Here is a 12,964-nt window from a genome sequence, read left to right as displayed (position 1 = left end):
CGCGTCCGTTGCGGCAGCTGCGGTGCGTTTCCAACCATTGACCACGCATAATCGCATGTCAAATTTTGGTTATGTTGCGCTTGCAACCGTCATCGCAAATATGCTTATGAAAACGTTGCCAGCTTGCACCAGAGTGATGCGTCGCTTGCACCCGACCTGCTGCTGCACGGGTTTTTTTGCACCATCATGGACATCGATAGCAGTTATGAAACTTCTGCATCAGAACGTGATTTGCACCGCATCGGCGCTGCGTTGCGCAGGACCATGGAACACCGCTTCGATGTTGTTGCCATCTGGATCCAGGGCAAACGCTGCGTAATAACTCGGGTGATACGGGCGCACGCCTGGTGCGCCGTTGTCGCGGCCGCCGTGGGCGAGGGCGGCCTGATGGAACGCATGCACCATGGCGACATCGTGCGCCTGGAAGGCCAGATGGTGGCGGCCGGTGAGTACGCCTTGCGCCACCGTGTGGCGATCGGACACGAACAGCTCGTCGGCCCAGAAAAATCCCTCGCCTTCGCCACCGATCGGAATGCCCAGCACATCGAGCACGGCCTGGTAGAAACGTCGGCTCGCCGCCAGGTCGTGGACGACCAGATGCAGGTGGTCGATCAGACGGCCGCGTGAGAGTTGCGCTGCGTCCATGGCGGGTACTCCATCAAGGTGAAGCGCGTTGATACCACTGCGGCCGCCGGTGGTTCTTCACGGCGCATCGATGCCCGCATGCGGATGGCATGCATCAGGAACGCCGCAAGCACACCGGGCAAAAACGCACACGCCCCGGGCAAGCCGGGGCGTGTGGTCGAGCGTCAGGATGCAATCGTGCAGCGCGCCTGGGCACTAAATGCCGGGCAACACCGCAGGCTAGGCCGCCAGGTTACCAGCGATAGTTGATGCGGCCGTACACGTAGGCACCATTGAAGCCGAACGGCGACAGATTGCTGTACGGGAACTGCCCGCTGGTGGAGTTGGCGAAATTGTTCTCGTCCGGGTATTCGTCCAGCAGGTTGTCCGCACCCAGGGTCAGCGTCCAGCGATCGATCTTGTAGCTGGCCGAGGCATCCACCACCCACTTGGCGCCGAAGGTCTGGTCGTTGATCGCCGCTGCCGGACGCGTGCTGTACTTGCCATAGCGCGTGGCACCCAGTGCCAGCGTCCAGTGCTCCAGGTTCCAACTGCCGTTGACCAGGAACTTGTCGCGCGGGAAGCCTTCTTCGATGCGGCCGCGTTCGGTGCGGTCGATGCGCTCCAGGCTCAGCCCGTTGGCCGACAACGCGGCCGGATTGGCCGCGACACTGCGCACCTCGGTCTCCGAATAGTTGTAGCCGGCGGTCAGGTCCACGCTGCTGGCGGCCAGCTGCCAGCGGTAGCTGCCGACCACGTCCACACCGCGCGTGCGCGTGTCCACCGCGTTGGTGAAGTAGCGCCCGCCGTTGATGCCGAAGATGCCCTGCGCTTCGAGCAGGTTGCGCACGCCGGTGCCGGTGAGGTTGGACGACAGCACGATGCGGTCGTCCACGTCGATCTGGTACGCATCCACGGTGAGGTAGAGCGCATCGGTCGGCTGCAGCACCAGGCCCAGGCTGTAGGACAGCGAGGTCTCGGCATCCAGCGGCTCGGACCCCAGCGCACGCGCGACGGTGCTGTCGGCCGGGAAGGTGCGGATCTCGAACGGGTTCGGATTGCCGGCCAGGAAGGTGGTGCTGGTGGACTGGAAATACTGCTGCGCCAGCGACGGCGCGCGGAAGCCCGACGCCACCGTGCCGCGCAGCGCGACCCTGTCGGTGAACGCATAGCGGCCGGACAACTTGCCCGAGGCCTGGCTGCCGAAATCGTTGAAGTCTTCGTAGCGGCCGGCCAGGCCGGCGGAGAACTTGTCGGTGAAATCGGCTTCCAGATCCGCATACAGCGCGTAGCTGTCACGCGAATACTGCCCGGACACGCTCGGCGCAAACCCGCCGAAACCCTGCGCGCCACCGGCCAGCGTGCCGGCCTGGAAATACGAGCCCACTTCGCCCGGCGACTGGTTCCACTTCTCGTTGCGGTATTCGGCGCCGAAGGCCACCGTCACCGGATACGCCAGGCCCCAGTCGAAGCCGCGCTTGACGTCCAGGTTGACGATGTTCTGCGTGGTCTCCAGCGCGCCATCGTAGAAGGAGGTGGGCGAGGTCGGCCCCAGGCTCACGTTGAGCGTGTTGCGGGTGTGGAAATCGATCTTGTTGTAGCCGTAGTTGTAGCTGGCATCCCAGTCCCAACCGCTGGCCGTGGACCCGCGTACGCCGGCCACCAGCGAGCGGTCCTTGGCGTAGGTCTGGATTTCCGGCAGGAAGCCCTGCGGATAGACCGACAGGATGTTCTGGGTGCTGCCCGGCGCGCGGAAGAACGCGAACGAGGTGATGTCGCGGTTGCTGGCGGTGGCAAAGGCGTAACCGGTGATGCTGTCGCTGAAGGCGAACTCGGTATTGGCCGACACCGCCTGCGCGTTGACGTCCGGGTCGCCGATCTTGAACGCCTTCTGGCCCACCGCCGGCTGCGAGGCGCTGGGGGCGCCGGCATAGCCGCGCGCACGGTCGGTGGGGTCCTGCTGGTTGAGCTGGGCGGCCACATGCAGCCAGCCGCGCTCGTTGCCGTACGCCACGCCGGTGTCGCCGGACAGCTCGTAGTTGCTGCCGTCGCCGGCCGAGTACTGGCCGAAGCCGGCCTGCAGGCTGCCGCCCTTCTCCGCGCCCTTGAGCACGATGTTGACCACACCGGCAATGGCATCGGAGCCGTATTGTGCTGAGGCGCCGTCGCGCAGCACTTCCACGCGCGCGATCGCCGCCACCGGAATGGTGTTCAGATCCACCGCCGCGGCGCCACGGCCGATGGTGCCGTTGAGGTTGAGCAGCGAGGAGGTGTGGCGGCGCTTGCCGTTGACCAGCACCAGCACCTGGTCCGGCGACAGGCCGCGCAGCTGTGCGGGGCGGATCGCGCTGGTGCCGTCGCTCAGCGCCGGGCGCGGAAAGTTCAGCGACGGCAGCGCGCGGGCCAGTGCGGTGGCCAGCTCCGAGGTGCCGGTGGCCTGCAGCGACTCGGCGCTGATGATGTCGATCGGCGATTGCGACTCGGCCACGGTCCGGTCGGACACCCGGGTACCGGTGACGATGACGGTGTCCAGCGTGTTGGCGGGCGCGCTGGCCGGCGTGGCGCTCTGGGCAAAGGCGGGGGAGGCGAGCAGCGCCGCAACCACGGCGGTTGCGAGCGAGGACAGCGGGTAATTCATGACAACTCCGAACGGGGGTCCAGGCAGGACCAGCAAGGCTGGGCGGGGTCTGGTCGCGGCGACGCGAAGGAACGACGGCCAGCCCGAAGGCGCTAATTATTCGTTAACGCTAGAATGGCGTCGCAGGAGTGCTGCTCATCTGCTCATTCCTTTTCGTTCTATCGGACTGTCCATCAATGATTTCCCTGCGCAACTTCTCCATGCGACGCGGCGAGCGTCTGCTGTTGTCCAACGTCGACCTGACCATGCATGCCGGCTACCGCGTCGGTGTGGTGGGCCGTAATGGCACCGGCAAGTCGAGCCTGTTCGCCGCGGTCAAGGGCGAGCTGGAGGCGGACAAGGGCGATGTCGACCTGCCCGGCAAGGTGCGCACCGCCAGCGTCTCGCAGGAAACCCCGTCGCTGCCCGATCCGGCGCTGTCGTTCGTGCTGGGCGGCGACATCGAGGTCTCCGCGATCCTGCAGGAAGAGGCCGCGGCCACCGCGCGCGAGGACTGGGAAGCGGTGGCCAATGCGCACCAGAAGATGGCCGAACTCGGCGCCTACGATGCCGAGGCGCGCGCCGGCAAGCTGCTGCACGGCCTGGGCTTCCCGGCCGACACCCATCACCGCGCGGTGTCCTCGTTCTCCGGCGGCTGGCGCGTGCGCCTGAACCTGGCGCGCGCGCTGATGATGCCCAGCGACCTGCTGCTGCTGGACGAACCGACCAACCACCTGGACATGGACGCGGTGCTGTGGCTGGAGCAATGGCTGCTCAAGTACCCGGGCACCTTGCTGCTGATTTCGCATGACCGCGAGTTTCTCGACAACGTGGCCACCCACACCCTGCACCTGCACGGCGGCACCGCCAAGCTGTACGTCGGCGGCTACACCGATTTCGAGCGCCAGCGCATCGAGCACCTGCGCCAGCAGCAGATCGCCCACGACAAGGAACAGGCCGAGCGCGCGCATCTGCAGAGTTTCATCGACCGCTTCAAGGCGCAGGCCAGCAAGGCCACCCAGGCGCAGAGCCGCATGAAGCGCCTGGCCAAGATGGCCGGCACCGAAGCGGTCCGCGCCGAGCGCGAGTTCCGCATCCAGTTCGCCCAGCCCAATCGGCTGCCGTTTTCGCTGATCCGGTTGAATCATGCGGCTTGCGGGTATGCGGCTGCGCCGCGGGAGCCGGGAATCGGGAATGGGGAATCGCAAAAGCTGGGGTCCAGCGATGCGATTACCGTGTTGCACGATGTCGGGTTCGGGCTGGAGGCGGGTGACCGGATCGGGTTGCTGGGGCCCAATGGTGCGGGTAAGTCCACGCTGGTGAAGACGTTGGTGGGCGAGCTTGCGCCGCTGTCGGGCGAGCGCAGTGCGCATCCGGACCTGCGGATCGGCTACTTCGCCCAGCACACGGTGGAGTCGCTGCACGAGGGGCAGTCGCCGATGGATCACTTCCGCGAGCTGTCGCCGGATGGCGCCAACCAGGCATTTCGCGACTTCCTGGGCAAATGGAATTTCGCCGGCGACCGCGCCTTCGAAGTGGTGGATGGGTTCTCCGGCGGCGAGCGCGCGCGTCTGGCGCTGGCGCTGATCGCCTGGCAGCAGCCGAACGTGCTGCTGCTGGACGAACCGACCAACCATCTGGACCTGGAAATGCGCGAAGCGCTGGCCGAAGCGCTGAGCGACTTCGAAGGCGCCATCGTGATGGTCTCGCATGACCGCCATCTGATCGGCCTGGTCTGCGACAGTTTCTGGCGCGTGGCCGATGGCGTGGTCGAACCGTTCGCTGGCGATCTGGACGAATACGCCGCCTGGCTGCGCAGCCGCCCGGCCGCCCAGGGCACCAAGCAGAAGATGGCCGAAGTGGCGCCGACACCGCCACCGCCGACCAAGCCGCTGCCGCCGAAGAAGGCCGTCAACCCGCACAAGCTGGCCAGCGCCGAAAAGCGCGTCGGCGAACTGGAAGCGGCGTTGGCGGCGCTGGACCGCGAGCTCGCCAACCCGGGCAACTATGCCGACAGCGAGAAGATGGCGGTGCTGGGCCGCGACCGCGAGGCCACCGCACAGCAACTGGTGGCTGCGGAAGCGGCGTGGATGGAGCTGATCGAGGGGGTGTAGCAGCGGTCGCGGTGATGGTGCCTGTTGATCGCTGGTGCATGGAGGGCGAAGGTGATGGAAGTAGGCTTCGCGCCCGTGCCCTCATCCGGCGCTACGCACCACCTTCTCCCAGCGGAAGAAGGGAGCAAGCCGCCGCTCTGGTGATTAAGCCCCTCTCCCTGCGGGAGAGGGGTTGGGGTGAGGGTACGACACGACGGAAGACAGCCATCTCGATGGAAGGGCTGGGTGAGGTGCGGCGCAGCCATCTCACGAGAAAGGCTGTGTCGCGTGCACGCAGGCCATCACCACGGGGGTGCATCCAACCTCACCCCGGCGTTTGCTCCACCAACAACCACGCAAGAAACCTCCGCCCAGCCTCGCTCTCCGCCCGCGAGCGCAGCCGCGTCAGCCAATAACGTCCAGCGTCGATCTGGATCGGAAACGGGCACACCAGGCGCCCGGCATCCAGGTCCTGGCGAAACATCGGCAGCGGCAGTAACGCCACGCCGATACCGGCCGCCGCGGCGCTGGCCAGGGTCAACGAGGAATCGAACATCGCCCCGCGTGCGGCGACTTCGGCCACACCCGCGGCACGAAACCACTGCGGCCACTCATCCAGACGGTACGATCGCAATAACGGCAGCTGCACCAGATCTGTCGGCGTGCGCAACCCACGTGCCATGGTCGGCGCACACACCGGCGCGAACGGCGCCTCCATCAACGCCTCGGCAATCTGCCCCTGCCAGTCGCCATCACCAAACCGGATCGCCAGATCCAGGCCTTCGCCGGCCAGGTCGACGCGGTTGTTGTGAGTCGACAGGCGCAGCTCGATCTCCGGATGCGCCGCATGAAAGGCATCCACGCGCGGCAGCAGCCAGCCAGTGGCGAAGGTGCCCACCACGCCGACGCTGAGCACCTCGCGATAGCGGCCATCGGCAAAGCGCTCCAGGGTGGCGGCAATGCGATCGAAGGCCTCGGCCAGCACCGGCGCCAGCGCCGCGCCCTCGTCGGTGAGTGCCACCCCGCGCGGTAGCCGATGGAACAGGCTGCTGCCCAGCTGTTGCTCCAGCGCCTTGATCTGGTGGCTGAGTGCGGCCTGGCTGACGCACAGCTCGCTCGCCGCACGGGTCAGGTTCTGGTGGCGTGCGGCGGCCTCGAAGGCGCGCAAGGCGTTGAGCGGGAGGCGAGGGCGAGGCATGCGCAGAGATTAGTTCAATTCATGCCAGGGATCGAAACATCGCGATACTCCGGCGGCCGCGCCGGGCCGATACTGCGGGCTCTGATCGGGAGGCTGGTCCATGTTGAAGCGTCGACAATTCCTGTGCGCAACCGGCGCGGGTGTGCTGCTTGCAGCGTCCAGGCCCCTACGGGCCGTCAGTCTGGTGGCGTCTGCGGCGGTTGAGTTGCGAGAGGCATGGGCCGGGATCGAACGCAGGAGCGGCGGCCGCCTGGGCATCTGCCTGCTCGACAGCGCCACCGGCAGGCGCATCGGCCAGCGTGAGGACGAGCGCTTCCCGCTGTGCAGCACCTTCAAATTTGTATTGGCTGCGGCGGTGCTGCAGCGGGTGGACAAGGGCGAGCTGACCCTGGCGAAACGGGTGAAGATCCGCGCCGCCGACATGCTTGAACATGCCCCGGTCACCGAGCGCCATGTCGGCGGGTCGCTGAGCGTGGCCGAGCTGTGTCGGGCCACGATGATCCATAGCGACAACCCGGCCGCCAACCTGCTGTTTCCGCTGGTGGGCGAGCCGGCCGGACTGACCGCCTTCCTGCGTGGCATCGGCGATGCGCACACGCGCAGCGACCGCCACGAGCCGGAGATGAACCGGTTCGCCCCGGGCGACCCGCGCGACACCACCACCCCGGCGGCAATGGCCGCCACCTTGCGCACCCTGCTGCTGGGCAACGCGCTGCAGCCGGCCTCGCGCAAGCAGTTGACCGACTGGATGATCGACAACCGCACCGGCGATACCTGCCTGCGCGCCGGCCTGCCGCGCGGCTGGAGGATCGGCGACAAGACCGGCAGCAACGGCAGCGACACCCGCAACGACATCGCCATCCTGTGGCAGCCAGGACGCCAGGCGCCGCTGCTGCTGACCGCCTATCTCAATGGCGCAACGGTCGATGCTGCCGCACGCGATGCAGCGCTCAAGGCTGTTGCGGCCGCGGTCGCGATGACGGGCGCGGGGTTCACCGACGACGCGTTCCAGCGCGAGTGGCGCGCGCTGACAGAGGTCGCGCCGCGCTGAGTTTTCTCAGCCCGGCGCGCCGATCACCAGCGGCTCGTCCTGCTGCAGCCGCGCCGGCCCGCCCATGGCCGGGTCGCTGACGCTGTCTGCGCCGGTTTCGATGCGCCCGGCAAGCCGCTGCGCTGCGCCGTCGTGCGTCACCCACAGGTCGTACCAGCCGCCGGTTGCTGCTGCCTGCCAGCGGCGTTGTTCGGTTGCGCCGGGTGCAATGCGCAGGCGTTCGTGCGGTTGCGCGGCTGCATACGCGCCCGGCTGCAGCTCCACCTGCACCGCAGTGCTTCCGGCATTGCGCAGCGATAAGGACACGGCCGCGCGATCGTTCGCATCCTGGGTGATCTCGGCCACCAGTAACGGTGCGCCCGGATCTCCGCAATAGTGACGATGGAAGCCATTGGGGCCGATCAACCACAGGTCGTAACGGCCATCGCCGGTGGCCCACGTGCCATCCACTGCCGCGCCGTTCCCCACCGTATAACGACGCGGAATTGCGGCAAGATCGAGGCGGTCGTAGACGTGCAGGACCACCGCTGCGCCAGCATTGGACATGCGCAGCTTCACCTCGCCACGCTCAGGCAGATAAGCCAGTTCCACGCTGGGGCGATACGGCAGCGCCCGCGAACGGCGGGTACCGAACGGCTGCTGCGGCGATTGCAACGTGGCCGGCAACGGCGGCAGTGCGTGTTCGCGCAGGGCTGCCGCGCGCGCTGCGGTAGCGCTGACATCGGGCAACGCCGCGACGAAGGGGCGCGCATCGGCATTGCGGAAGTCGAATGCACCGGTGAGGTCACCACACACTGCGCGCCGCCAGGGTGTGATCTCCGGTGCGGGCACGCCGAAGCGGCGTTCCAGCAGCCGCAATACCGAGGTGTGGTCGTACACCTGCGAATCCACCCAGCCGCCGCGGCTCCACGGCGAGATCACGTACAGCGGCACGCGCGGGCCCAGGCCATAGGGACGGCCGCGCAGCTCGGGCAGATCCACTTTCTGTTCGCCCGGTGCCGGGTGGCGATGGTAGTCGTCGTCGGTGGCGATGCTCGATGCGCCGGCAAGGCCGCCGGCCGCGCGCGGGTCCGGCGACGGTGGCGCCGGCGGCGGCATGTGATCGAAGAAGCCGTCGTTCTCGTCGAACATCAACAGCAGTGCGGTGCGGCTCCACACCTGCGGATCGGCGGTCAGCGCATCCAGCACACGCGCGGTATAGGCCGCGCCCTGCGCAGGACTTGACGGATCCGGATGCTCGCTGCCGGCTGCATCGGCGATGACGAAACTCACCGATGGCAGACGCCCGCCCAGCACGTCGGCGCGCAGCTGCTCGACACCGCGTGTGCTGACGCCACGCGCGCGCAACTGCGCATCGTGCCCGGGTGCAGCAGTGAAGGCCTGCCGGAACGGCGCAAAGCCGGCCAGCGGGTTGTCGGTGAAGTTGTCGCGCATGTCCTGATAGATCTGCCAGGACACACCCGCTTTCTGAAGATGTTCAACGTAGGTCGTCCAGCGATACGGCTCGGCGAAGCCACCCAGTTCCGGGAAATTGTCGTGCGAGTTGCCGATCACTGGCCCGCCGGCGCGCGCCTGCGGGTCGTTGCCGCCGCTCCACAGGAACACGCGATTGGAATTGGTGCCGGTCTGGATCGAGGCGTGGTACGCATCGCAAATGGTGAAGGCGTCGGCGAGCGCGTACTGGAACGGAATATCCGCGCGCCGGTAATAGCCCAGCGCGTGGTCGTGCTTGGCCGCGGCCCAGTGCCCGAGCCGGCCGTGATCCCAGGCGCGTTGCGCATCCACCCAGCTATGCGGCGTGCCTTGCACGCGCATGAAGCCGAATTGCGCTGCGGTATCCAGCGCAAACGGCGTCAGCCATTGGCGGCCGTCTTCGCTGGGTTGCAGCCACACCGTGCGCGCGGGCGCGCCCGGCAGCGGCGGCGCGGGAATGGGGAAACGATCGCCGAACCCGCGCACGCCGGGCAGGGCGCCGAAGTAATGATCGAAGGCGCGGTTTTCCTGCATCAGGATCACCACATGCTGCAGATCTTCCAGCGTGCCGGTGCGGCGATCCGGCGCGATGGCGGCGGCCCGCGCGATGCTGGGCGGCAGCAGCGCGGCGGCGGCGCCGGCAAGCCCGGTCTGCAGAACGCGGCGGCGGGGAAGGTCGATCATCGTGTCACCTTGTTGGCGCGCCAATCCTGTCGGCGCTGGAGCGGGCCGAGCGTACCCAACGCGTCAGCGCGTGTGTTGGCGCGTGCGTGCACTACCGCCAATGCCGTCCCCTTTGCAGTTGCGCAGGAGGCAATGCAGGGAGCGGATCGGGTGGCGTGCCTGTGACCCGATCCGCTCCCCATCACTGGAAATCCTATCGCCTGCCGGGCAGCGGTGCGCCCTCTACGCTAGAGATCCAGCGTCACGGTCAGCCCGACCGTGCGCGGCGCGCCGATGAACGCGCTGTCGCTGCCGTCCACGCCTTCTAGGTAGCGCTTGTCGGTGAGGTTGCTGACGTTGAGCGCCAGCTGCAGGCCCTTGAGCTGCGACGACAGCTGCGACAGCTCTACGCCCAGGTTGGCATCGAAGGTGGTCACGCCATCGAGTGCTGCGCGGTTGGAGGCGTCCAGGTAGCGCTTGCCCAGGTAGCGCCCGGACACACCGAAGCGCCACGCCTGGCCGCGCCAGTCCGCCGACACCACCAAGGTGTTGCGCGGTTGGCCGATCACCTGCGCACCGGGGGTGATCTCCAGCGCGGTGTCGCGCGCGGCATCGCCGCTGCCCAGGTAATCGGCCTTGTTGTAGGTATAGGCACCGTTGATGCGCCAGCCGTTGTCCCAGCCATAGCCGAGCGCCGCTTCCACGCCGCGCGCATGCACGCCGCCAAAGTTCTCGTACACGCCATCGGTTTCGCCCAGGTAGTCGATGCCGGTGACGAAGTTGGCCGGCACATAGACGATGCGGTTGTCGAAGCGGATGTCGTACAGCGTAACGCTGCCGGTCAACGGCCAGCGGCTCAGGCGCAGGCCGAGTTCGACGTTGTCGGCGGTTTCCGGTTGCACCCGGCTCAGCGCGACCGGGTCGGTTTCGCCCAGCACGCCGGAGGGAATCGCGGCGAAGTTCTGCGAATACCCGGCAAAGGCTTCCAGGCCCGGCACCGGGGTGGTCCAGGTCAGGCCGGCCGACAGCAGCGGGTCCGAATGCGAATCCGACTCCACATGCTGCGCATCGCCGATGCGGCGGTCGCGGGTCTGGTCGACGAAGAACTGCTTGACGCCCACACGCCAGGCAAAGGCGCCGTAGCGCATCACGTCCTCGACGTAATACATCTGCTCGTCGGTCTGGTAGTCATCCTTGAACTGCACCCAGTACGGCTGATGATCGAAGCCGATGTTGGTGCCGACGTTGAGCAGGCGATGCCAGTCGCGGGTGACGCTACGGTCGTAACGTTCCAGCCACGCACCGGCGCGCACGGTGTTGTCGATGGCGCCCAGATCCGCGCGCCATTCCACGTCGGCCATCGCGCCGGCGCGGTGGTTGTCGTAGTGGCTGTGGCGATACGACTGCACCGGCACCGAACCGGCCGGATAGCAGGCCGGGTTGGATTCGGCCGGCAGCGCATCGCTGCCGGCGCAACCGGCCAGCATCGTCGCGGCCGCGCCGCCGGGCGTGAGGTAATACAGCTTGCCCAGGTCGCTGCCGGCATACACGGTGTTGCCGCCACGCGCTTCGGATTCCGCTGCGCCGGCGCCGTCGTTGGTGACATCCACCAGATACGGCGGAATCCAGTCGCCACGGCCCTGCATGCGGTGCGCGTAGCCGGTCAGCGTGGTCTTGAAGCCATTGCCGCCATCGAAGGCGCCGCGCAGATAGCCAAAGGTGTTCTTGCGCAACGCGCGCGAGCCGGAGCGATAGTTCTGGTCCAGGTACGGAATGCCGGTGAGCGTGCCGGTCAGCAGGTCGTGCTCGGGGTCGCGCGCGAACTGTTCGGGCGTCACGCTGGTGTATTCGGATTCGTCGGCATCGTCGTAGGACGCATAGCCGCTGAGCGTCCACTTGTCCAACACGCTGACGAACTTGCCGGCCAGGTGGTCGCGGCGGGTGTGGCCGCTGCCGTCGATCCAGTCGTCGTTGCGTGCCGACGAGCCGCTGACCCAGGCGCGCGTGTTGCCGCCGAGCAGGCCGCTGTCGTAGCGCGCGTAATACTTGCGCGCCTGGTTGTCGCCGATGCCGCCGATCACGCGCACGCGCTGCTCTTCCAGCGGATCGCCAGTGAGGTAGTTCAAGGTGCCGCCCAGCGCTTCGTTGGAGCGCGAGGCGATATCGGCGGTGCCCTGGCTGACTTCCACCGTTTCCAGGTCCGGCAGGTCGATGAAGCGGTTGGCCTTGGAGCCGCCGCCATAGGCCGAACCGCCGTTGGGCACGCCATCGATGGTGGTGCCGATCTGCTGGGTATCGCGATTGCTGACGAAGCCGCGCATGCTGATCTGGGTGCCCCAATCCGACGAGCCGAAGGCATCGGCCTCGGTCACCACCACGCCGGGCAGTTCGTTGAGCGCATCGTTGACGCTGCCCAGCACGAACTGGCGGTCCAGCATTTCCTTGCTGACATCGGTCTTGGAATACGTCATCGCCTGGCCGACCACCTGCACCTGATCCAGCGTGGACACCTGCTCGCCAGCGCTGCCCGGTTCGGCCGCGGACGGGCCAGTCGCTGCGCCATCGGGGGCTTGCTGTGCGTAGGCGGGCAGGGTGAGCGGAACCAGCAACAAGGCGAGCGTGGCCGGACGGCGCACGCGCGAGGAGGACGTCGAATCCATTGCAATCCAACAAGCGGGGAGGTCCGCAAAGACTGCCGCGCTTGCATTGCGTGATGATGACCGCGCAAAAGGTGCGGTCGGGATCACTTGATGGTTCTACTACGCCCTGCCGCAAGAACGATTGCGGGCTAGCGCCGTCTGCCTACTTTCGCGTTGGGTCGTTGAACGTTACCTCCGGAGCTGCGTGTCATACCGTGGGCTACTCATTCCAAGACAGGCGATGCGAGTCCTCGCGTCGTTGGAGGGTTGGTCAAGTGCTTGGGTCAAAAGCTCAGATCGTCGAGGGCGCGGCGCCCTCACCGCTTGCGGGACACGCCGTGAACCCATCCCTGGGGGCTCGGTGGCGGCATCCATGCCGCCACACGGTCCCGCAACCGGCAAGGACGCCGCACCAGACAGTTGGTCGGCGCTCATTGGAAAGCCGTCTGTCGTGCGATGTGCATCAGACCTGGAACCGCTGCTACGTGATTCAACAAGGCACACCCAGCACTGCTCTTCCCATGCACACCGACCATCTCGATAGGTCCTTGCCCGCTCACCGTCGCGGGACCTTACGCGGCATGGATGCCGCGTAAGAGCCTCCAT

At 67.0% G+C, this 12,964-nt stretch carries 7 protein-coding genes; 2 read left to right on the top strand and 5 right to left on the bottom strand.

The annotated features are described in order from the left end of the window. Nucleotides 1-219 precede the first annotated feature (219 nt). Together H7A87_RS14735 and H7A87_RS14730 are read right to left on the bottom strand one after the other, a co-directional pair. The gene (locus tag H7A87_RS14735) at nucleotides 220-645 is read right to left on the bottom strand and encodes a VOC family protein (protein WP_164739746.1); all 426 of its coding nucleotides are present in this window, start codon (nucleotides 643-645) and stop codon (nucleotides 220-222) included. Nucleotides 646-877: 232 nt separating this feature from the next. Continuing rightward, nucleotides 878-3,262 carry a TonB-dependent receptor gene (locus tag H7A87_RS14730; RefSeq protein WP_119127655.1) on the bottom strand — a complete coding sequence of 795 codons (2,385 nt, stop codon included), beginning with the start codon at nucleotides 3,260-3,262 and terminating at the stop codon, nucleotides 878-880. A 176-nt stretch (nucleotides 3,263-3,438) separates the two neighbouring features. Here H7A87_RS14730 and H7A87_RS14725 point away from each other — a divergent pair, with 176 nt between their 5' ends. Then, nucleotides 3,439-5,355: an ABC-F family ATP-binding cassette domain-containing protein gene (locus tag H7A87_RS14725; protein WP_119127657.1), complete on the top strand. Its 1,917-nt coding sequence runs from the start codon at nucleotides 3,439-3,441 to the stop codon at nucleotides 5,353-5,355. Nucleotides 5,356-5,659: 304 nt separating this feature from the next. On the opposite strand, the gene ampR is transcribed toward H7A87_RS14725, so the two are convergent. Beyond that, the gene (ampR, locus tag H7A87_RS14720; RefSeq protein ID WP_119127659.1) at nucleotides 5,660-6,532 is read right to left on the bottom strand and encodes a LysR family transcriptional regulator AmpR; all 873 of its coding nucleotides are present in this window, start codon (nucleotides 6,530-6,532) and stop codon (nucleotides 5,660-5,662) included. 100 nt (nucleotides 6,533-6,632) lie between these two features. Between ampR and bla the strand changes: the two genes are divergently transcribed. Next, the gene (gene bla / locus H7A87_RS14715) at nucleotides 6,633-7,583 is read left to right on the top strand and encodes a class A beta-lactamase (RefSeq protein WP_119127661.1); all 951 of its coding nucleotides are present in this window, start codon (nucleotides 6,633-6,635) and stop codon (nucleotides 7,581-7,583) included. A 6-nt stretch (nucleotides 7,584-7,589) separates the two neighbouring features. On the opposite strand, the gene H7A87_RS14710 is transcribed toward bla, so the two are convergent. Further along, nucleotides 7,590-9,740 carry a phospholipase C, phosphocholine-specific gene (locus tag H7A87_RS14710; RefSeq protein WP_119127663.1) on the bottom strand — a complete coding sequence of 717 codons (2,151 nt, stop codon included), beginning with the start codon at nucleotides 9,738-9,740 and terminating at the stop codon, nucleotides 7,590-7,592. 227 nt (nucleotides 9,741-9,967) lie between these two features. Beyond that, nucleotides 9,968-12,379, bottom strand: a complete 2,412-nt coding sequence (locus H7A87_RS14705; protein WP_119127664.1) for a TonB-dependent receptor — start codon at nucleotides 12,377-12,379, stop codon at nucleotides 9,968-9,970. Nucleotides 12,380-12,964 lie beyond the last annotated feature (585 nt).

It is taken from the genome of Xanthomonas sp. CPBF 426, from assembly GCF_903989465.1.
Classification (GTDB): Bacteria; Pseudomonadota; Gammaproteobacteria; order Xanthomonadales; family Xanthomonadaceae; genus Xanthomonas; species Xanthomonas euroxanthea.
Note: the sequence above shows the minus strand (reverse complement) of the source record. Positions and strands in the feature narration are given on the sequence as shown.